The following is a 21,564-nucleotide window of genomic DNA, read 5'->3' as shown; positions in this document are numbered from 1 at the left end:
TTGGGGAAGCATTTCGCACTAGCGATGTAGGCATGCATATTTATTATGCTAAAAATCGTTCTAACTATCATGGACATAAAGAGTTAAAGTACTGGGCTAATGGAGTATCAATTGCAGAGGGTTACATATTTAAAACTCCTGGTAAAAAAACGATCACTATAAAATATCAGGGTAAGCAAGGGCAATATGATTTGCAGGTTTTTCCTGCTAACCTCGGCGCTAATATCAAAGAATGTTATATATTAAACGCTCCTCCAGAGTTTTCGTATAGACAAACATTAGATTTATTTGACCCTTCTGATATTACAGTAAGATGTGTTTATACCAATGGTGCAACTGATGACTTTAGAGCGAGCGACTTAGAGTTTTATGCTAACGGTGTTAAGCTATCGAAAGGATATAAGTTTAAAGAAGCTGGCAATAAAAACTTTGTCATTCGCTTAGGAAACTACAATATTAAACAAACACTAACAGTAGTTCCTGCTTTTGATAAGGCTGTAAGCCGTTATGAGCTTATAAATCAACCTGATCAAACCAAATATAAAGTTGGGGAAGCTTTTCATACCTGCAAATATACTGTAAGATGTTACTTTGAAGACAATACTACAGCGGATTTTAGTGGCGATCAGCTTGATATAACTGCCAATGGTGTACAGATGCATGAAAACTATGTTTTTGTTAGCCCAGGGGACAAGAAAATTATTATATCTCTTGGCGGTTTCAGGCAAACTTCGACGTTAACAGTAGAAAAGTAAAAAATCAGCATACACCGTTCACCGAGAGGCAGGTTCTTAGGAATCTGTCTCTCGTATTTTTTTGCTCAAAAGAAGAAGGCTGCCTCCATTGTTATTGAGACAGCCCTCCTGGCAGAGTTTCCTTTTAATTTAATTCGCCAATTTCTTCCACATCCGGAATTTATAACTATTACGTTTAACTATAATTAAAGTCTATGCCCGGCGCATTACCCAGTATTTCCGGGAACAAGGCTATCTTGTCGCTAGGGCTGTTATTCCCGCCCAGACGATTGAAAATGGCGCCGTAACCATCCAGGTGCTGATTGGACAATACGACCAAATTCAGGTGCGGAATAATTCTGACCTGCGTCAGACGGCGATTGATCGTGTGCTGAGCCCCCTGAAAAGCGGCCAGTATATCCGCAAGGAAACCCTGGAACGGACACTGCTGCTGCTATCCGCTACGGACGGTATCAGCAGCAAGGCGACCTTAACGGCAGGCGGCGCACCCGGCACCTCCAGCGGCATTGCCAAAACGACCAGCATCTACGAAAGCGTTATCCTTAAGCGTTCCCGTGACTTTAATCTCACAGGCCGTATCGGCTTTGACCATAAGGAACTGGAAGACCGCATTGACTATTTTGGCTCCAACGGCCGTAAATCCGCCGATGTGTGGAATCTTGGCATCAGCGGCAACAGTCGTGACAATGCCGGTGGCGGCGGCTACAATAGCTTTGGCCTTACCTTCGCGCTGGGACACCTCGACATGGATTCGGCGGATGCGGTTACCGCTGACAGCAGCGCTCACACCGCCGGACACTATACGAAAGCCAACCTGAATCTCTACCGGATACAAAGCCTTGCCCCGGTATCTGATACCGGAGCAAGGCTTTGTTTGTCGGACGGAGGATTATTTTAATTCAAGGAATACTGAATGATCGCGATTCGGCAACTGTTTCCGGCAGTTTCAAAGAGACGGCAACTTTGAATACTTGTTGTTCACAATACATAGAGCAATAACCGTGGTATTTGGAAGTTAGGGCTTTCACACTGGCAAGCCCCATTCCATGATTATTGCCATGTTTTGAGGATACAAAACCATCGTCTTGATGTATAACGGAGCCGCAAAAAGAATTAGCAATTTTAATTACCAGATGATTCTTGGCTATGGTGGTTTTAATGTCAATAAAACGCAACTGATCTGGAGGCATTTTACTGCAGGCTTCAACAGCGTTTTCCAGGCAGTTGCCAAGAATAACGCACAGGTCTTGATCATCAATGCCTAAATTGCCGGGCAAATGCAAGTTTGTATTTACAATAATACCTTGCTCCTGGGCCGCCTTTAGGTAATAGCTAATGAGAGCATCCGCAATTTGGTTGGAACAAACTTTCGGGAGAGAAATGTCGTCATAGTGATTGCAAAGCTGGCCCAGATAAATTTCTGCCGCAGCCGAGTCTTTTTTTACTAGAAATTCTAAGCATGTCACAAGATGATGACGCAAGTCATGGCGCATTATTTTCATAGCGTTAATACTATCGTTTAGGTTGCGATAATGCTCGTGCTGCAAGGCCAGTTGTTTTTCTGCTTGCTGGTTGCGCATTGTCTGATAGATTGCTGTGGCAACCAGGTAATAGGTAAAAAGAATCAATAAGGTATTTACTACCAGCGGAATGAAGTTGGATAGCAAATATGTTCTTTGTACCCCATAAAATGCCAGCAGTACAAATGACAAAAGGGGAAAACAGGTAAAAACGAAATTTCGCTGATCGATAATTGCAATCATATTGCCGGCATAGGGTGATACATATTTTTTTATTAAAGGCAGTGATGCAGCCTCAAGCAGCAGACCTGCCAAAACCAAACCGCCTACATAATGGTTAAATAGTAATTGCTCTAGAAATAAAAAGATAAGAAAAGTAAATTGGGAAAGGGAAAAAATCATAAAAAAGACAAAAAGCTTAGCATTCATTGTCTCCTTAAAAATCAGCGCGCAAGGAACCATATACAATGAGCCCACCATGTAGCCAAGCAAAAAAGGATCAGGGATAATGGTCTGCAAAATGCCGCGCAAAAAGTAAATAGTGATCCAGGTAACAGAGAAGGCAGTCACTTGAAACCAAAGAGGACGCCGTGGAGTTAAGAATATATATAGCAGTAAAATATTTGTTATTAAAAATATGCCTCTGCTTACAAGCACTATACTCTCTTGCAAAATAACCTCTCCTACTGCTGCGACATTAAATCAGTCCAACTAAAAAGGGATTGCTTATAATGTTGCAGAATTGTTATTTATATCCCACACCTTAGGTGAATCTGGTTACGAGGTGGCAACCAATGCTAATCATAGCGATTTGTGACGATAATGCTGCTGACAGAATAAAGCTGTACGAAACAATTGAAAGCTATTTATGTAAGCAGGGTGTCAGCGCTAATCTCTTTGCTTATGATAACCCTTATAAATTAAACTCAGTTATCGAGAGTAAAACCATATGTTTTGATATCATATTTCTGGATATCATTATGGACGATATGAATGGAATGACATGTGCGCGGATAATCCGTAAACAGGACAAGTTAGTTAACATTATATTTCTGACAAGTTCAACAGATTACGTTTATGAAGGATACGAAGTCAACGCGACAGGCTATCTGGTAAAACCGATACAGATAGATCAGTTAGCCAAGGTTATGGAAAGGGCAATAGCGCAGATCGAAAATGCAGAGAAAGCAAGCATTTGTATCGCTTACCGCGGTGTAACTCAAAAAATACTGACAAAAGATATCCTTTACTTAGAAAGTGAAAATAATAAAGTAAATATTGTCCTGGCGAAGACAGCGGAAAAAATAACTGTTTATACTAAACTGGATGAATTCGAACAAACTCAGCAGTTAAACACCTTTATCCGGTCACACAAAAGCTATCTGGTCAATTTCCTATATATCGAGAAATATGAAAATGACAGGTTTGTATTAACTGACGGAACGGCCATACCAATTAGCCGAACAAATAAAGAGAAAGCCAGGGACGCCTTCTACAAGCTTCTAAATAGTCAATAGTATATAATCACAATTAACTGCCATGCGTCATGTATGGCTTTTTTCTTTCTTTATATTTCGCCAATTTCACCAAAAAACCTGCCTTTTTCCGCATATGGAATTAACATTCGCAAGACTTAACTATAATTAATATACTATGGAAGCGTTTGGGGCGGTAAAGCACCATATGAGGATGAAGTGCCATTTTATAAAGAGGTTCAGTTCACCGACATAAATCCGCACAACGCCGAGTTCAATTTCTAACTGCCTACAGGGTTGGCGAGGGCTTTGACGGCACCGGGTTTAAGATGGTGTATAAGGATGATAATGACGGAGGGAAAATAACGGACATCTCTGCTAATTACAGTTTTTATACTTCGGATGGCGTTAAGCTGACGCAAGGCCGTCCGTTCTAGACTGCCGGAACAAAGATGATTGAAATCAAAGGAGACATCGGAAATGGCAAGTTAACACTTGTGGCGAGATATTTTATCATTGTAACTGACGGTTCTCATCAATAACTTAGTTGATTCCCAATGTTGGGATTAGCATAAGGGGAGTTAAATCAATTGGTAGAAGTTATCATTGCAGCAGCATTGAGACTAATCTGCATAGTAAAACCGCGTCACCAGTGCTGGCAAGTGATTAACATCCGAACCGGTGAGAAACGACGCATGTAGAAATAGAGGATGGTAGCAGAGAGACTTAAGTATAACTGAGCGGCAGAGCGTTTATCATTAGAAAAATTTTAGCAATGAAGGGTAAGGTAGAGTGCTTGCAGCATGCTTTTATAACGACGGTAGCGTTAACAATGAAGAATTTAAAAAAATAGTATCCAGGTATAATAAGGTCATTTTGCGCTATGTAAAGATATATTATTTGCCTGGCGGTGATTATCACGATATGTACCAGTGGGGCTTAATCGGTCTATATAAAGCTGTGCGTGATTATGACGAGGAACGCGGCAGATCGTTTCACCTAATTGCTGAGCTTAATATTAAAAATACAATCAAATCAGCAGTAATCATGTATAATCGCAAAAAACACTACATTCTCAATAAAGCCATTTCGTTAAGTGCAATAGCAGATTGGTCAAATACAAGCGATCAGTTAGAGTTAATAGGAATAATCAAGCAGAGTTCTTCTGATGATCCTGCTGAGCAGATTATTGAAATTGAAACCATCAAGACCATCTATGCGACAATGGACAGTGTACTGTCACGCCTGGAAAAAAGAGTTATTGAGCTGTATATTATCGGCTATAAACAGCGGGAAATCGCACAAGTATTGGACTTTCAAGAAAAGGTAGTAGATAACGCAATCCAAAGAGCCCGCCAAAAAATGACATTGCACTTGAAGGAATGGCGCGGTTTTTGCAAAAAGAAAAAAAGCAGGTACTGACCACCTTTCGCCAAGATTTAGAATGGAGGCTTTAGTTTGGAACCCGAAATCAGTGATAGAATTAAAGAGTTATATGATCAAGCGCAAATCCTGGTTGTTGACGATTCCATATTTTCACGGACCTTGATTACACGAGAATTACTTACTAGCGGATTTAACAAAGAGCAAGTACAGCAGGCCGGTAGCGGGAGAGAAGCGTTGGAAAAGATAAAAGAAAAGACCTTTGATCTTTTCATCATAGATATCATTATGGACGAGGTGGACGGTATAGTGGTGCTGAAAGAAGTGAAGCGAACGCAGCCTGCGGCCAAAATTATCATGTGTAGCAGCCGAAATACAGAAGATGCTGTTCAGGAAAGTGTTTGTATCGGCATTGACAGCTTTATCGTAAAACCTCACACAGCAGAAATTTTTCAAAAAGTTTTGTATCGTATTTTATTAAGCGGCGATGAGGCAGGTAGTTCCCAGAACAATGTGATGACATGGCACGCAAAATGTCATGTCTGCGGTCAGAAAATGGTGGAAGTCAATGCTATGGATATGGTTAGCTTCTACTGCCCACGAAATTGTATGAAACTTGGACCCTGGTCAATAGTGCTAGTGAAGCAAAGCGAACTGGATCGCATCTATGGGGAGGCGAAACGTTTAGAAGTCTAATAACCACAATTAGCTGCCATGCGTCATGCATGGCTTTTTTTTATTATTTCGCCAATTTCACCCAAAAGCCTGCATTTTTCCACATCTGGAAGTAACAGTCGCAATAGTTAACTATAATTAATGTAAATATTGGATTGTTAACAAGGAGGAGCTAATTTTGCTAAGACTGTCAGAAAATGCGATAAAGATGCTAGTATCCAAGTATAGGGCTGTTTTACAGCGTATGTTGGTTAAAAACACAGCCGTATTTGCAGCGTGCTGCGTGATGATCGGGGCGGCTGCGCCTGTTGGTGCTGCTGAGGTTACCTACGACGACGCCAAGGCGACAGGTGGCACAGGGCTGCAAACCGCCGCCATCGGCGGCGCGACCAACCCAAGTCTGTTTCCCGGCACTTCTGCCGTACCCGGTGCATCGGGCAACACGGTCACTGTAAATTATACAACCGGCACAACCCCGGACCGGGTCTTCGGCGGCCTCTCGAATAGCGCGGCGGTGACTGGCAACACAGTGAATTTTTTGAATGGGACTGTGACCAATAATCTTTACGGCGGGTATGATGCTGCTGCCGCGAATGGCTTGGGATCTACCGGTAATACCGTGACTATTTCCGGTGGCACAATTGATAACATGGCGATTAGCGGCATAAGCCTCAATGGTAATGCCACCAATAACAAAATAACAATCTCAGGAGGCACGGTTAAAAATCAAGTGCGCGGTGGTTCTGCTAATGCTGCCGGTGATGCTATAGGCAACAGTGTTATCATTTCCGGTGGTACGGTGGGCGATGGATTAGGCACTATGTCTAATGGATGGGTTATTGGTGGTTCTAGTCAAGATGGTACTTCCTCCGGCAATACGGTAACCATCAGTGGTACCGCCAAAATCAACCGTGTCGATGCAGGGGAAAGCACCAGCGGTCCAGTGACAGGCAACAAGCTATTCGTTACTGGCGGCGAGATAATGGGTAGTACGGCCAGGGCTGCTTGGAGCAATACCGGTCTAGTCTCCGGCAACGAGGCGCACATGTCCGGTGGCATTATCCATAACTTTGATGGCGCCAGCGGGTCGCTTATGGGCGGACACAGTAATTCTGGCAATGCCGAGAATAACCTTGTAACCATGAGCGGCGGCAGTGTTTCCGATGTAACAGGCGGAAGTTCAGGGGATGGTAATGCTATAGGCAACAAAGCCATCATGAGCGGCGGAGAAGCGAATACGCTTGAGGGAGGATTTAGTTCAGAAGGCAGCACTGAAAACAACGAAGTACTGTTTAGTGATGGTAAGGTAGGTAACATTTATGGCGGCAAGACAATGGATAACAGCGTTGTTCTCGGTCATGTTCCCGGAAATGCTTCCGGCAATACGGTCAACATCACTGGCGGCGAAATTCTTTACGATGTTTATGGTGGCATGAGTTCCCAGGGATCTGCCAACGATAATACAGTAACCATTGGCAGCAACGTACGATTGGCAGCCACATCTTCTGTTTACGGCGGTTGGATAGATCTTTCCAGCAGCGGCACATCTACCGGCAATACCCTGAATGTCAACGGTTTCACAGGAACCCTCAAAGAAGTTAACAGCTTCCAAAACTACAACTTCTTCCTTCCTGCATCCCTGAAAAACGGCGGCACCATGCTCACCGTTACCAATGCTACCAACCTAACAGGCACCCAGGTAGCAATTACCGGCATGGAAGGGGGCTCACCGTTGAAGCAAGGTGATACCGTTACCTTGATCAACAGCACTACCGGTACTCCTGCTGCCTATCGCGTATCTAACGTGCAGTCAGGCATTTCCATGCTCTATGATTTCGATATGGCGGCTACGGTGGATAGGGGATTAACAGCAACACTAACCTCCGCACAAGTCAACCCGCAGACCAAAGCTCTCGCCGAAGGCATTGCTGCCGGAATGGCTTTTGTCAACCAAGGTGCGGACATAGCAGCCGGTGACGGCCTGGCTGATGCCAGGGCACAGGCGCAAGCAGCCGGAGGTGCAATCGCCATGTTTGGCGGCATGTCACATGGCTCGTCCAAGTATAAAACCGGCTCCCATGCCGATTTGAAAGGCACCTCCCTCATTATCGGCTGGGCTAAGCAGCAAGCTGCCGAGAACGGTGCAAAATTGAAAGGGCTATTCCTCGAAACAGGCTGGGGCAACTATGACAGTTACAACAGCTTTGGCAATATGCCCAGTGTCAAAGGCAAGGGAGATACCCGCTACTATGGTTTAGGTGTACTCGCCAGACAGGATAAAGCAAACGGCAGCTACCTGGAAGGTTCGCTGCGGGGCGGCAAAAGCAAAACCGACTTCAGCAGCAGCGACCTAAGAACCGCTGCCGGACAAAGAGCCTCCTATGACAGTGATGCTGCCTACTACGGCGTGCATATCGGCGTTGGTAAGCTGAAAGTCAATGGCAACAAAACACTGGACACCTATGCCAAATATCTCTGGACACACCAGGACGGTGATGACGTAACAATCGCCGGAGAACGTTTTAACTTTGACGGAACCGATTCCCATCGCTTGCGCATCGGCGCCCGCCTAAGCAAAGTCCAGCCGGGCGGCAAAGTAACCAACTATGCCGGTTTGGCCTATGAATACGAGTTTGACGGTAAAGCCCAGGGCAGCGTTCACGGTATGAGGCTTGATGACCCCAGCCTCAAAGGCAGCACAGGTATCCTGGAATTGGGCGTAAGCATCAAAAGCCGCCCGGAAAGCAGCAACACCCTCGAACTTGGCCTCCAGGGCTATGCCGGGAAACGGGAAGGTGTGACAGGGACAGTGCAGCTTAAGCGGGTATTTTAGCTTCCGGGGGCTGTCTCAATCAAGTGGCAGCTCCTTTAAGTTACTATAAAAAAAGACGAAAGTCAGATAAAATCTCACAGGTCACCCCCGATCGTTAGCCGCAAAGCATAGCAAGGAAACCAAATTAAGCAGAAGAAGGAAATAGGTGAGACAATGAAATGGTTTAGATTCTTGTTCATGTTATTAGCACTATGGTTGGGAATGTTCCAATGCCTGGATGTAAACGCCCAGGAAGTGGTAGTCAACGGTCATGGCATTTCTCGTGAAGCGGCTATGCAGGATGCATTCCGCCAAGCTGTGGAACAAGCAGTCGGAACCCTAGTCGATTCGCAGACACGGGTGCGAAACTACGCTGTGCTAACCGATGATGTTTATACCAAATCGCAAGGCTTTATCAGAGAGTATTCTATTTTATCAGAACAATATATGGATGCTAGGATTGTTATTCAGGCCAGGATAATAGTTGATTCTGAGCCTAATTCCCAACTTATGACGATCTTGCAGCGTTTACAAATGATTGATGTGGGCTTGCGTGACCCCCGTATTGCCGTTATTGTCACCGAGCATTACAACCGTCCGCTCCCCGATCCGGTAGCTGAATCAGCCATCATTAACCAACTAATCGAGGCAGGCTTTAAGCGCTTGACAGATCCTAACAGGTTGGCTCATATTCGCCGTTCTGATGCGATCAAGGCTGTTATCAACCGCGGCGATACCGCCACAGCTATACGACTTGCTGCCACGGAACCGCTTGATTATTTGATTGTAGGGGAAGCCTTTAGTGAATATGCAGGATATGGCCCCGGTCACAGCATCATATCCTGCTACGCGCGTGTCGAGACAAGATTGATTAAGGCCGATACCGGTGAGATTATTGCTGCACAAGGCTTTCAAAGCGGCGGAATTGACGTTACTGAACTTGCTGCTGCCAAGGCATCCTTGAACAATGCCGGTAAACTGGCCGGAAAGTTCTTTGCAGATAAGCTAATGACTTATGCCGCCAACCCGGAAAAGGGTCTCCGGCTCAAGGTAGTCGCCGTCAATGATTATGCGGTTATTAATCTACTGGGGCGCTTAGTAAGAGAGCAGCCTGGAGTCAGCAATGTATTTTTGCGGGACTATCAGCAAGGAACGGCGATGTTTGATGTCAATTATATCGGCAATCCGGCTATATTAGCAGAACGGTTAGAAAAGATGCCGGAGTTACCGGTAAAGGTAAATGAAATTAGTCATAGCGTGATTGTAGTTAGCATGAGGTAAACCAAAAGGGGGGGATTTTATATGATGCGCAAAGGTATATGGGGCATGGTATTGGTTTGTATTATTATTGTTGTGTCTTCAAATGCAGCGTTGGCAGCTGCAAACACCACAAAAAAAATAGGAGTGCTTACTCTCAACAATAATAGTTCGTTCCATAACCTTGGTGTCATGGCCGCTGATATGCTTACTGCAGACTTGATAAAGCTTAAATCATGTACTATTGTTGAACGCAGTGAATTATCGCGTGTATTTGAAGAACAAGCAATGGGAGCAAGGGGCTTTTTGGATGAGGCAACAGTAACCAAGTTAGGCGGTATATTGGGGTTGGATTACTTAGTGATGGGTACGGTAGATGGAATTCTAAAAGAAGAGCCGGGACATTATTACTATTACGATAAATATGACAAAAAAACAAAGCAAACGCGTAAAGAAAAAAGATGGGTTGACAGTAAATTCAACACCTCTGCCAACCTCACCATAAAAATAGTGGATGTAAAAAATGGACAAATTGTTTGGTCAGGGCAAACATCAGGCGATTCCTCCGATAAAAGCATCAGTGGTGCGGTTACAGAGGCTGCTTACAACCTAGTTAGAGAAATATACCACTTTATTCCCGTACAAGGCTATGTGATTAAAGTGGTAGGCGACAAATATACTATTGACTTAGGTACTAAGCACAATATGGCTAAGCGTGATAAATTGCTGGTCACTGGTGCAGGTGAGACGATACAACATCCGGTAACCGGTCAATTGATTGTCAGCAAAAAAAATATTGCCGAACTGGAAGTTGTTGAAGTTTTTGATACTATTTGCGTGGCCAAACGAAAAGATAAGGATAGCGACAAAAACCCACAACTGCAGAAGTATGTTAAAGTCGGTGATACTGTAACCAGGCAATTAAGAAAAAAACCCAGCGGCTTTTTAGGCTTGGGCTGGTCGGGAAAACATGAATTTTAAAAGGTATTCAGGCCACCAATCCGACACCACCCCGCCCTACGGGTACCCCACCACAGTGGGGATTTAAGAATATTTCGTCATAAAACCCAGTAATTTTGGAGTTTTCGAGGATGCTCAATCATACAAGGGAGGAAACTTACATGTTGAAAAAATATTGTGTCGCTTTCACCATTGGTGCGATACTGTTCACTGCTGCACCATCACTGGTAGGTGCAGCGTTGATAAATACGAATGTAAATGTGTCGGTAACTGCATTTGATCAAATTGGCGAGCATGGTACTGTGAATTGGAAGCAAGGTGTGGTTGAGGCTGTCGGCACAGGTGTCCCACCCTATGAAACCTACCCCGCGCAAGCCCGAGCTATGGCTAAAAGGGCAGCCGTTGTAGATGCACAGCGCAATCTCTTAGAAGCCATTCATGGTGTTCAAGTTACCGCCGAAACTACTGTGCAAAACTTTGCAATTGCTGATGATACTATTAAAACTAAGGTCAGTGGTATTGTTAAAGGCGCTAAAATTGTTCATGAACAGCAATTTGCCGACGGCACATATCAAATAATTATGCGTATTAATCTATTCGGACAAGGCAGTGTCGCAGAAGCTATTACCAATTCTGTAAAATCAACTACTCCGGATCTGTTACTAAGCCCATCTCCTGCTTACAAACCGGCAGAACTTCCCCTAACTGTCAGCTCCAGCTATACCGGTTTGGTGATTGACGTAACCGGACTGCCATTGACGCGGGCGATGTCTCCCGTGGTTTTTGATGATACTGGCCGTAAAATTTACGGTCATGAAAATATTATCCCCCAATATGTAGTATCGCAAGGCATGATTGACTATATGTGTACACCAGAAGATTTAAGAACGCTCGAACTTGGTCAATCTCGTGCCGGTACTAAGCCAATAACAGTAAAAGCACTTGCGCTGCGCGACCACAATGTCAATATCATTATCAGTCAAGCTGATGCTGATAAAATATTAGCTGCTAATATGCAGGATAACTTTTTGATGCAAACAAGGGTTTGTGTGCGACAGTGAACTTCTGTCCAGGTAAGGACGGTATGTGAGAAGGAACTGTTATTGAATAAGTATCAAAACCTTGAGGCAAATGAGGGCAGACCTCGTTGCCCTTTCCAGCACCGTTACTAATGATACGGAGAACCATATCAATGGTGATAGAAAAATGGTGTGTAATACAAGTAAATAAAAAAATAGTCAAGTTCCTGCAGAATGTTCTAATAGTTTGCAGGAACTTTGTGTTTTTATAGCAAATTTATTAGTTGTGAAGCTTAATAGGGCGTTTAGACTCGAAAAATCGTGTTGCAACTTTTAGTGAGAGTTTTGTTAGGAATGGGGTTTTACAATGCTAGTTGTAAAATCCCATTTTTTATAGGGGAGGTAGCCAAAATGCCTGTTACATTGGAAGGTAAATTAGTAATTGCGATATCTTCGCGGGCACTTTTTGATTTAGATGACAGTAATAAAATTTTTGAGGAAAAAGGCGAGGATGAGTATACAGCGTATCAGATAGAGCACGAAAATGAAGTACTAGGACAGGGCGTAGCCTTTCCGTTAATAAAGCGCCTATTGGAACTCCGTAATCCGGAAACAAATGAGGACATGGTTGAAATCGTTCTAGTTTCTAAAAATGATCCAAATACTGGGCTCAGAGTTTTAAACTCCATAGAATCTTATCAGTTAAATATTACACGTGCGGCTTTTTCACGAGGGAGAACACCTTATAAATATTTAAAAGCATTTAATGCAGACTTATTTTTATCGGCGAATCCGGATGATGTAAAATTGGCACTGGAGAATGGATATGCTAGCGCTACTATTTATACAGGAACACCTTATAGAGAAGATGAAAACTTTGATGAAATCCGGATTGCCTTTGATGGCGATGCCGTAATATTTAGTGATGAGTCAGAGAAAATATACCAGGAAAAAGGGTTGGAAGAATTTAAACGGTTTGAAAAAGAAAACAGAGAGATTCCAATGGCACCTGGCCCCTTTAAAGCCTTTCTCACTGCTTTAAATAACCTGCAAAACGTCTATAAAAATGCAGACAAAAAGCCGATACGAACGGCTTTAGTAACCGCACGAAATGCTCCCGCCCATGCGCGTGCAATAAAGACACTTCGCGAATGGGGAATTGGCGTTGATGAGGCTTTCTTTTTAGGCGGATTGGACAAGGCTCCAATATTAGAGAGCTTTAATCCACACATTTTCTTTGACGACCAGCATACATACTGTATAACTGCATCAAAAGTAGTCCCAACCGGACATGTACCGATTGGCGTAAAAAATTCTCGGAAGTGAAAAACAGGATCTGAGGGCAGGAAGCGTAGGGACGCACATTTTGCTTCCATGATAGCAGGCAGTTTCTGGACAGTGGGGACGTCAGGCTGTGCGAAAACAAGTAAAGATTAACTTAATAAAACTAGCCTCAAAACATGAGCGTTAAGGATACTATGATATAATAAAATCATAGACAAATTTGGCTTAGAGGTGAATATATGTCGCGCTTTATAAGCAATAACACGGATAGAAACCAAATTAGTCTGATTCCGTCTTCGCTTGAAGGAATGATAAGCCAGGATAACCCTGTTCGTGTGATTGACCTCTTTGCCGATAGCCTGGACTTAAATCAAATGGGGTTTCGTTACGCTACGCCCAAAGCAGTCGGACGTAAACCATACAATCCAGCCGACTTGCTCAAATTGTATCTTTATGGCTATTTTAACGGCATTCGGACGTCACGAAAACTCGAAAATGAATGCAAAAGAAATATAGAGCTAATGTGGCTGCTTAAAGAATTAACACCGGATTATCGCACCATTGCTGATTTTCGCAAAGATAATATCTCCGTTCTAAAGAATATCTTTCAACATTTTTCCGTATTCTGTAATGAACTTGGCCTGTTTGGCAAAGAGATTGTAGCCATAGATGGCAGCAAGTTTCGAGCCAATAATGCGCGGAAGAAGAATCTTACTAAAGGCAAGGTAGCTAAAATGTTAGCCTATTTTGAGCAGTCTGCCGCACGGTATCTGGAGTTGCTAGAACACAATGACGACCTTGCCGACGCTTCCCATGTCGCTTATAGCCAAGACGATATAAAGCAGAAGTTGGCCAAAGTAAATCAACGTATTCAAGAGCTTACGGAGCTCAAGGCACAAGTGGATAAAACGGGCGAGGTTTCTTTGACGGATCAAGAATCCCGCCTTATGAGCGTTAACAATATGGGGTTTGAAGTAGCCTATAATATGCAAACCGCAGTAGATGCCAAAAACCATCTCATTGTTGCAGTTAATGTAACCAACAATCCGGCCGATCAAGGGCAGCTTCACCCAATGGCCATACAGGCGAAAGAAGAATTAGCTACAGATTCCATTACTGTACTTGCCGATAAAGGATATTATGCAGGAGAATGTCTCAGAAACTGTGAGCAAGACCAGATTACGGCCATTGTATCCAAGCAAAATCCGCCATCAAGCACGGGAAATCCAGCCTACACATTAGACAAATTCCAGTATGATCAAGAAAACGATTGGTATATTTGTCCGCAAGGACAAATCCTGCCTAAGGTAAGCAAGGCAGAGACAAAAGAAAAGATGTATCGGAGCAAGGCCTGTAAAAATTGCCCACACAAAAAGGAATGCACAAAAAATAAACGAGGCCGGCAAATCATCCGAGGCGAATACCATGAGATCATGGCACGAGCCGATGAGCGATTAGCGAGAAATATGACACTTTACAAACAACGGCAGATGATTGTGGAACACCCATTTGGGACCATTAAGCGAACAATGGGTTACACGTACTTCCTGCTGCGGGGAATAGAAAAGGTGCACGGAGAAGCAGTTATGCATTGTTTAATGTATAACCTAAAACGCGTGCTCAATATTTTAGGAACAGATAAATTGGTGGCAGCAATCCGGAAGTGTTCAAGCTTTTATTTCCAAGATTGCTGCTGTTTTTCTTCCTATTCGGCTGTTTAGACCCTTAACCGCTTGAGAATATGACTGTTTTCGCACAGCCTGACGTTCCTGATTCGTCAACTTTTGGTGTTGTATGTTAGCTGATGGCCGCCGATCGTATAATTGAAACATAGTTAAAACCGGAAGACTATTTTCCGATGATAAAAAGTTGACGGAAAAGGAACGTCCCCTTGTTGTCCTGTAGGGTATTGCCCGGAGGTTTGGGGTAGTTGGAGTTAGAATGGTTTAATATATCAGATGATGCGCCTGTGCCTTTTGGTGCAGGTGTATCGGGTTTTTAAGGTTGGTTGGGGAGAACCGTACCACTGGTAACGGTGCTGGAGTAGAAAAAATAGGGGTAGAGATATGAAGAAAATTACGGTTGTTGGGGCACCTATGTGGCTTGGTCAATCCGTGTTTGGAACTCAATTAGCTCCAGCGGTAATTCGCTCTGCAGGCCTTATCCAATCTCTGCAGTTAAGACATACTGATGTTATCGATTCTGGAGATTTAGAATTTAAAAGTGAAGAAAATTATTGTTCTGTTGATGATATTCGTTGTAAAATCAAAAACTTGAACCCAGTTTGGGAAGGAGTAGAACTTTTAGCTTCAAGAGTTTCAGAAATTGTTGCTGAAGGGAGATTTCCTCTCATTTTAGGGGGAGATCACAGTATCGCGATAGGGAGCCTGGCCGGCGTTGCAAAGCATTATCGAAATTTGGGTGTCATATGGTATGATGCTCATGCTGACAGTAATACGATGGCGACATCACCGAGCGGAAATGTCCAGGGGATGCCTTTAGCGGCAAGTCTCGGGGCGGGGCAGTCCGAACTGGTTAAGGTTGGTGGCTATAGAAATAAAATTAAAGCGGAGCATGTTGTGCTAATCGGCGTTCGCGACATAGATGCAGGAGAGCAAGAATTTATTGAGCGCAACCAAATAAAACAATTTACGTCCGAGGATGTCTTTCGGATTGGCATCCACAATGTTATAGAAGAGGCCGTTTCCTATCTGGCTACGCAATGCGATGGCATTCATTTGAGTTTTGATTTAGATGTACTTGATCCAAGCGATGCTCCTGGTGTAGGAACACCTGTCGCAGGAGGAATTAGCCTTAAAGAAAATATAGAGGCAATGAATCTATTGGCAAAGCACAATATCATTACTTCGGCTGAATTTGTTGAAGTGAATCCTTTAGTGGATAGAGACGGAAAAACTGTGAAGGCTGCGATTGCATTAATAGAGGCATTGCTTACTAATTAGAAAAGCGAATTACGAGTCAGGTGTAGAGTCGGGTGACGGTTCTTTGAGTCACCTGTGTCGAGGGGACGTTGTGCCAAGAAGCGCGGTCGAGTAGAAGCGCGCCTCGCGGCACGCCCCCCTCACAGAACCGGACGTGCCCTATTAAGGCATCCGGCTCTTCATAGCAGCATTTACTTACGTTTAGCCATAGATATTTACATAGATCCTCGCTTTAGCTAGCGGGAATCTATCTTTGAGTTTTGCAAATCCTTCCCAGGTCAAGCTCTTCTTTTGGCTTCTTCGATTAAGTACTTCAAACAATTTACGCCGTATATAGTATCCAAATGTATTGATAGCGCTGCTGTTGTCGGTTACTCCATAGTAGCGGAAGTGACCAACCAGCTTGATGTTTATCTGCTTAATCAATTTTCCTATCTCTGTATGCATATTTTGATAGAGCCATCCAGCGAAATGTTTTAGCTTTGCTCTCAATTTCTTCCGGCTGGTTTTCCTTTTGACGCGGAATTTTCCCTTCTTGCTCTTGCTACAGTAGTGCGTGAACCCAAGAAAGTCGAATGTCTCCGGTTTGCTGGCCCCTTGGTTATTCCGTCTTTCCTCAGCAAAGCGCCCGAATTCGATAGTCTTTGTTTTCTCCTCTGCTATTTCTAGGTTGAATTTCCTCAATCGTTCTATCAACTTACCGTAGAAATCTTCGGCATCTTCTTGGTATTGAAAGAAGCATACAAAGTCGTCACAGTACCGAATTAAATAGGCCTCGCCTCTGCATTCCCGCTTTATCTTTACCATAAACCACAGGTCGAGCACATAGTGCAGGTATATGTTCGCCAGGGTTGGGGATATGATTCCCCCTTGCGGCGTTCCGGTGTCCGCCTCTTCTAGTTTCCCCTGTTCCATGACACCTGCTTTAAGAAATCGTACTATCAGTCTCAATAGATTCGGGTCTTGGATTCGTTCTTGTAGAAACTTCACCATCCACCCGTGTTCTACGTTGTCAAAGAATCCTTTAATGTCCGCATCCACTACATAGCTGACCTTCTTGCTTTCGAGAATCTTGGTGATTTCCTTCAGCGCTTCATGGCAATTTCTCTCTGGTCTGAAACCGTAGGAGCAGTCCAGAAATTCCGGTTCGTAGATGGCTGTCAGGACTTCATTAAGTACTTTCTGCACCAGTTTGTCCTCATAGGCAGGTATCCCTAGTGGGCGTTTCTTCTTATCCGTTTTGGGGATGTAGACTCTCTTTACTGGCTGCGGCTTGTACGCTTGCCGCTTCATTCTTTCCAGGAGATTCTTGATGTTTTCCTGTAGCTTTTCACCGTATTCTTCTTTGGTTACACCATCAACGCCTACTGCCTTGTCTGCTGACAGAATACTATGGGCCGCGTTCAGGCTTTCCTCGTCAATAGCATGGATAAGGGTTTGCAACTTGACTCTCGGTCTTTGTTTGGCTAATTCAGCTATCCTTGTCAGCTTTGTTTCCAATGGGTTCTCTGCCTCCAGTGCAGCATTGTTTCTTTTTCCAAGGCCACTACTATGTTACGTCCTTCCCTCCGCTGGCATTACCCGGCTTCTTCGGTACTACGACGTAATCCGACTCCCTGTCGCTTATTTGGCTTCCTCATCTTCGACTTGTCCGCCATACTCCTTTGAGAGCGGCAGGGTCTCCCAAGTTCACACGGAGTAACAGTGTGTAGCATGCCAAGACCTACGATCCCGGGCTGCCGCGATTAGCTCGCCTGTATCGCTAACTGCGGTGTTGTCTTCTGCTCGTCCCATGCATCGACCTTGACCATTGATGATTTCGGGATTCTACATCTTCAGCTTGTGCTTTCGGCCTACTACCTTTCCTGCCTACGCTTAGACCTGGCGTTACCGCTTCAGTCCCAAGGCTGGATACTGGGTGGTTGGCTAGACCTTCCCAGACGGGATTTCCACCCGCTTTACTCCGTGCGCTTCTTGGCGCACGGGACGTACACTTTGCTTCTGTGATAGCAGGCACTGGTTTCCAGCCAGAAGCAATCAAGCGTTTTTGCGAAGCAAATTTTACGTCCCTTTGCTTCTTATAAAGGGCACGGAAAAACCGTATCACTGGTAACGTCGAGAAGAGGCCTTAATCCTTGTGGCTGCAGGGATTGGGGCCTGCTTTTTTGTATGCTTCTAGGACTTGTGAGGGTAGCTGCCCTGATTGCCCTGCAATTTGGAAGAGATCAATTGAGATAAATGGGTTTCGGAAATGTCATTTGAGTATGGGGTTATTTGTGTTCGTCTTATGTGCAATTACGTATTTTATTAAGCAATAGGAGGAAAATAAGGGGAGTAGATAAAAAAGTTGATTTAAAAAGTAAATTAAACTTTTCATCTTATGTAAGGGATTTTACTGAGTCAGCTATACTGGTACATAGAAGCAAAGAAGCAAATACTGTTAAAGCAGAATGAAAGCTATTGGGAAGGGAATAGGGCCCTTATGAATTTCAGTGTTTCAAAGAATGAGAGGGAGGGAAGCGAATGATTTATGTCGCTTTACTGCGAGGGGTAAATGTTGGTGGGAAAAATAAAATCGACATGAAGCTATTGAAGGAAACTTTCGTACGAATAGGTATGAGATCTGTAGTCACATATATTAACTCCGGCAACGTGGTTTTCGCTGACATACAACATTCTAAAGTAGAAATAACTACACTGCTAGAAAAAGCTATTTCTGAGGACTTTCAGTTGAAGATAAAGGTTTTAGTTCGTAGTATAAATGATTTTAACCATATGATGGAAATTATGCCTAATTATTGGAAAAATGATAGGGATATGAAATGTGATGTGCTGTTCTTATGGGATGAAGTTGACGGGGAGACATTGCTTAGAGAATTAGAAATTAAGCCTAACATAGATACGGTTATATATGCACCTGGAGCTGTTTTGTGGGCTGTGGATAAATGCAATGCCACTAAGAGCGGTTTGCTAAAATTTGTGGGTACATCCCCATACAAAAAGACGACAGTGAGAAACGTCAACACTACTCGAAAAATATATGCTATTATGAAAGAACTATAGAAGCAAAGGGACGTATATTTTGATTCTATTTGTATCAGAGCCTACACAAACAAGCATTTTTGCGAAGCGAATTTTCCGTCCCTTTGCTTCTTCTAAGTTTGCCTAACTATAATTGTACTTTGCTTGGAGTTTTATTTATGCCCAAAGAAGATATAAAAACATTAACACCTATGATTGCCTTATTAGGGTTTTGATGAGCTCAGAAAGGCGGAATAACCCGTTCTCCATTTCAGGTAATGAGGCATAAGAATAAGATAGGCGGAGATGTCGGTTTGATAGCGTATCGTATATGTTGCCAGGATGAATCAAAAGACCATTATTTAAAGCCTCTTTAAATAGTTTTTGCATAGAGACGGCCTGATTTAATATGAGCCAAATGTAAAAGCCGCCTTTAGGAATTTGCCAAGTGGCAATATCGGAAAAATGGGCTTCTAAGGCATTGCAAGCTACTTTGCGGCGAATTCGTAGCTGTGTTCGGACTTCTTCTAGATGTGTTTGGTAGAGACCGCTGGTCAACCATTCTGCGGCAGCCCATTGGGATAAGGAGCTAGAACCGTAGTCAGTTTGCATTTTAATGTCCGCTAGTCTTTCTATGACTGGTTCTGGTCCTACGATCCAGCCAATGCGTAAGCCAGGACTTAATGATTTTGATAGACTGCCCAGGTAGAGTACAAGCCCTTCTTTTTCAAGAGCCTTTAGTGGTATGGGAGGTGGTGTATCGAGCCAGAGTTCTCTATAGACATCATCTTCAATAATAGGTAATTGCTCTTTTTGACATATATTAATAATGCTTTTACGACGTTCTTTTGTCATTGTGATTCCTGTTGGATTGTGAAAACAGGGGATAGTATATAGTAAATTTACATTTTTATGTTTTTTATGAAAAGAGATAGGCTCCATGTTCATACCCTCTTCGTCAAGGGGAATTCCGCAAAGATCCATATTCATGGATTGAAATAATTTGAGGGAAAAAAGATAGGATGGTTTCTCAAGTAAGATTGTAGATTCTTTTGGTAATAGGCTGGAGCAAATCAATTGCAGAGCTTGCAGTGCGCCAGATACAATCATAATCGATGCTGGAGAGGCATTGATACCGAAGGAGGATAAATACATACTGATCTGCTCACGGAGAAACAATAATCCTCTTGGTTCTTCGTAGCCTAGGGCGTGAATACGATCAGGTAATTTCCTTAGGATTGAATCCATCATAGTTTTCGGGAAAATTTCTGGCGAAAGTTCTCCTGTACTTAGGCAAATGACCTTGGGATTGAATTCTAAATGGTTGATTTCCTGGATGGTATGAAGGTTGGGGAGATGTATTCCTCTGTCAAGATAAGAAGTCCAATTGTTGGGTGGGGTTGATGAGAGCAGGGACCAAGTATTATTGGCCACCCAGGTACCGCTTCCCAGCTTGCTTTCGAGTAATCCGTCTGCTATTAATTCATCTAAGGCAATTGTTAATGTACTTCTATTTACCTGGAAAATACGGGCAAGAGTACGTTGCGGAGGCAATTTACTATTAATAGGCCACTCACCAGTGGCTATTTTATTTTTCACATATTCTGAAATTTGTTGATAGAGGGGCAGAGAGTCTTTAGGATTAGGTGCCCAATCAATTAATAACACTTGATTCTCCCTTTCTTGAATGTTTTTCTCATTATAACAAATTGGATGGTATGATAACAATCCAATTGGCTGAAGACATTCCAGGGATGTTTTATTATACTGTAGAAAACAATGACAGGGAGAGAATCTGATGCAAGCATTTGTTCATGGAATAGTTCTAGCTATGGGGTTGATACTGCCATTGGGAGTACAAAACATATTTGTTTTTACCCAAGGGGTGACTCAGCCAACATTTTTGAGAGCGTTGCCTGTTGTTATTACGGCAGCGATGTGTGACACTATTTTGATTTTAATGGCAGTTCAAGGCGTTTCCTTATTTATAGCTAGTTTTGCTTGGGTTAAGGTATTTTTCCTTGGAGTAGGAGTTGTTTTTTTATCCTATATGGGGTGGCTTACCTGGAATAATACGTTAGTAAATAGTTGTGATAAAGAGGAAAAAATTTTTACCGTCAAACAACAAATCCTTTTTGCAGTCACCGTTTCCCTGTTTAATCCTCATGCTGTCTTGGATACCATTGGTGTGATTGGGACAAGTTCTATTAATTATAGTGGAAATGAAAAAGTATTGTTTACAATGGCTTGTATTCTGATATCTTGGTGTTGGTTCTTACTTTTAGCAGTTCTGGGATGGAGAGTAGGAAAGCAAAACGGATTTACACAAATATTTGGAGTCATAAATAAAGTTTCGGCAGTTTTCATGTGGCTATCAGCTATATATATGGCTTATAGTAGTAATTTATTGGTTTAAATCATGCTTATCTAAGTAGCCGTTTAGCCCTATACGGAGAACCAT

17 protein-coding genes and 1 pseudogene are annotated in these 21,564 nt (G+C 43.2%); 15 read left to right on the top strand and 3 right to left on the bottom strand.

Annotated elements, in window-relative coordinates; genetic code table 11:
- The first annotated feature begins 32 nt into the window (after positions 1–32).
- The 3 genes and pseudogenes from SPSPH_RS11680 (at position 33) to SPSPH_RS11675 (ending at position 1,653) form a co-directional block, all read left to right on the top strand.
- Entirely contained in the window at positions 33–755 is a 723-nt protein-coding gene (locus tag SPSPH_RS11680; RefSeq protein WP_075755833.1) for a hypothetical protein, read from the top strand.
- Between the two features lie 181 nt (positions 756–936).
- Positions 937–1,050 (top strand): annotated as a pseudogene (locus tag SPSPH_RS23530) (POTRA domain-containing protein); the annotation flags it as partial.
- The gene (locus SPSPH_RS11675; RefSeq protein ID WP_075755832.1) at positions 1,051–1,653 is read left to right on the top strand and encodes a hypothetical protein; all 603 of its coding nucleotides are present in this window, start codon (positions 1,051–1,053) and stop codon (positions 1,651–1,653) included.
- A 1-nt stretch (position 1,654) separates the two neighbouring features.
- Here the strand turns inward: SPSPH_RS11675 and SPSPH_RS11670 are convergent, their stop codons facing one another.
- Positions 1,655–2,704 carry an ATP-binding protein gene (locus SPSPH_RS11670; RefSeq protein WP_181382954.1) on the bottom strand — a complete coding sequence of 350 codons (1,050 nt, stop codon included), beginning with the start codon at positions 2,702–2,704 and terminating at the stop codon, positions 1,655–1,657.
- Between the two features lie 365 nt (positions 2,705–3,069).
- On the opposite strand from SPSPH_RS11670, the gene SPSPH_RS11665 reads away from it, so the two are divergent.
- From SPSPH_RS11665 to rocF, 10 genes are all read left to right on the top strand, one after another.
- The gene (locus SPSPH_RS11665; protein ID WP_075755830.1) at positions 3,070–3,792 is read left to right on the top strand and encodes a LytR/AlgR family response regulator transcription factor; all 723 of its coding nucleotides are present in this window, start codon (positions 3,070–3,072) and stop codon (positions 3,790–3,792) included.
- A 750-nt stretch (positions 3,793–4,542) separates the two neighbouring features.
- Positions 4,543–5,172, top strand: a complete 630-nt coding sequence (locus SPSPH_RS11660; RefSeq protein ID WP_075755829.1) for a sigma-70 family RNA polymerase sigma factor — start codon at positions 4,543–4,545, stop codon at positions 5,170–5,172.
- A 36-nt stretch (positions 5,173–5,208) separates the two neighbouring features.
- Positions 5,209–5,829, top strand: coding sequence for a response regulator transcription factor (locus tag SPSPH_RS11655; protein ID WP_075755828.1), 621 nt, complete (start codon positions 5,209–5,211; stop codon positions 5,827–5,829).
- 157 nt (positions 5,830–5,986) lie between these two features.
- Entirely contained in the window at positions 5,987–8,641 is a 2,655-nt protein-coding gene (locus SPSPH_RS11650; protein WP_075755827.1) for an autotransporter domain-containing protein, read from the top strand.
- Between the two features lie 153 nt (positions 8,642–8,794).
- Complete coding sequence (locus SPSPH_RS11645; RefSeq protein WP_146196586.1) at positions 8,795–9,901, top strand: hypothetical protein; 1,107 nt, start codon at positions 8,795–8,797, stop codon at positions 9,899–9,901.
- Between the two features lie 21 nt (positions 9,902–9,922).
- Positions 9,923–10,858, top strand: a complete 936-nt coding sequence (locus SPSPH_RS11640) for a CsgG/HfaB family protein (RefSeq protein ID WP_075755825.1) — start codon at positions 9,923–9,925, stop codon at positions 10,856–10,858.
- 140 nt (positions 10,859–10,998) lie between these two features.
- On the top strand, positions 10,999–11,898 hold the full coding sequence (locus SPSPH_RS11635; protein WP_075755824.1) for an LPP20 family lipoprotein: 900 nt from the start codon (positions 10,999–11,001) through the stop codon (positions 11,896–11,898).
- A gap of 369 nt (positions 11,899–12,267) precedes the next feature.
- Positions 12,268–13,182, top strand: coding sequence for a 5'-nucleotidase (locus SPSPH_RS11630; protein ID WP_075755823.1), 915 nt, complete (start codon positions 12,268–12,270; stop codon positions 13,180–13,182).
- A gap of 197 nt (positions 13,183–13,379) precedes the next feature.
- Positions 13,380–14,861, top strand: coding sequence for an IS1182 family transposase (locus tag SPSPH_RS11625; protein WP_075755822.1), 1,482 nt, complete (start codon positions 13,380–13,382; stop codon positions 14,859–14,861).
- Positions 14,862–15,206: 345 nt separating this feature from the next.
- The gene (rocF, locus tag SPSPH_RS11620; protein WP_075755821.1) at positions 15,207–16,103 is read left to right on the top strand and encodes an arginase; all 897 of its coding nucleotides are present in this window, start codon (positions 15,207–15,209) and stop codon (positions 16,101–16,103) included.
- A gap of 180 nt (positions 16,104–16,283) precedes the next feature.
- On the opposite strand, the gene ltrA is transcribed toward rocF, so the two are convergent.
- Positions 16,284–17,582, bottom strand: coding sequence for a group II intron reverse transcriptase/maturase (gene ltrA, locus SPSPH_RS11615; RefSeq protein ID WP_075753482.1), 1,299 nt, complete (start codon positions 17,580–17,582; stop codon positions 16,284–16,286).
- Between the two features lie 1,023 nt (positions 17,583–18,605).
- Between ltrA and SPSPH_RS11610 the strand changes: the two genes are divergently transcribed.
- A complete protein-coding gene (locus SPSPH_RS11610; protein ID WP_075755820.1) occupies positions 18,606–19,145 on the top strand; it encodes a DUF1697 domain-containing protein in 540 nt (179 codons plus the stop codon).
- Between the two features lie 168 nt (positions 19,146–19,313).
- Here the strand turns inward: SPSPH_RS11610 and SPSPH_RS11605 are convergent, their stop codons facing one another.
- Positions 19,314–20,771, bottom strand: a complete 1,458-nt coding sequence (locus tag SPSPH_RS11605) for a PLP-dependent aminotransferase family protein (RefSeq protein WP_075755819.1) — start codon at positions 20,769–20,771, stop codon at positions 19,314–19,316.
- Positions 20,772–20,901: 130 nt separating this feature from the next.
- On the opposite strand from SPSPH_RS11605, the gene SPSPH_RS11600 reads away from it, so the two are divergent.
- Positions 20,902–21,519, top strand: coding sequence for a LysE/ArgO family amino acid transporter (locus SPSPH_RS11600; RefSeq protein ID WP_075755818.1), 618 nt, complete (start codon positions 20,902–20,904; stop codon positions 21,517–21,519).
- The last annotated feature ends 45 nt before the right edge of the window (positions 21,520–21,564 follow it).

The sequence above is a fragment of the Sporomusa sphaeroides DSM 2875 genome (assembly GCF_001941975.2).
Classification (GTDB): domain Bacteria; phylum Bacillota; class Negativicutes; order Sporomusales; family Sporomusaceae; genus Sporomusa; species Sporomusa sphaeroides.
Note: the sequence above shows the minus strand (reverse complement) of the source record. Positions and strands in the feature narration are given on the sequence as shown.

What these genes read in the sequence shown, in the direction of transcription:
- SPSPH_RS11680 (WP_075755833.1), top strand. Translation starts at nt 33, where the DNA reads ATGCATATTTATTATGCTAAAAATCGTTCTAACTATCATGGACATAAA.
- SPSPH_RS11670 (WP_181382954.1), bottom strand. Translation starts at nt 2,704, where the DNA reads ATGAATGCTAAGCTTTTTGTCTTTTTTATGATTTTTTCCCTTTCCCAA.
- SPSPH_RS11665 (WP_075755830.1), top strand. Translation starts at nt 3,070, where the DNA reads ATGCTAATCATAGCGATTTGTGACGATAATGCTGCTGACAGAATAAAG.
- SPSPH_RS11645 (WP_146196586.1), top strand. Translation starts at nt 8,795, where the DNA reads ATGAAATGGTTTAGATTCTTGTTCATGTTATTAGCACTATGGTTGGGA.
- SPSPH_RS11640 (WP_075755825.1), top strand. Translation starts at nt 9,923, where the DNA reads ATGATGCGCAAAGGTATATGGGGCATGGTATTGGTTTGTATTATTATT.
- SPSPH_RS11635 (WP_075755824.1), top strand. Translation starts at nt 10,999, where the DNA reads ATGTTGAAAAAATATTGTGTCGCTTTCACCATTGGTGCGATACTGTTC.
- SPSPH_RS11630 (WP_075755823.1), top strand. Translation starts at nt 12,268, where the DNA reads ATGCCTGTTACATTGGAAGGTAAATTAGTAATTGCGATATCTTCGCGG.
- SPSPH_RS11625 (WP_075755822.1), top strand. Translation starts at nt 13,380, where the DNA reads ATGTCGCGCTTTATAAGCAATAACACGGATAGAAACCAAATTAGTCTG.
- rocF (WP_075755821.1), top strand. Translation starts at nt 15,207, where the DNA reads ATGAAGAAAATTACGGTTGTTGGGGCACCTATGTGGCTTGGTCAATCC.
- SPSPH_RS11610 (WP_075755820.1), top strand. Translation starts at nt 18,606, where the DNA reads ATGATTTATGTCGCTTTACTGCGAGGGGTAAATGTTGGTGGGAAAAAT.
- SPSPH_RS11600 (WP_075755818.1), top strand. Translation starts at nt 20,902, where the DNA reads ATGCAAGCATTTGTTCATGGAATAGTTCTAGCTATGGGGTTGATACTG.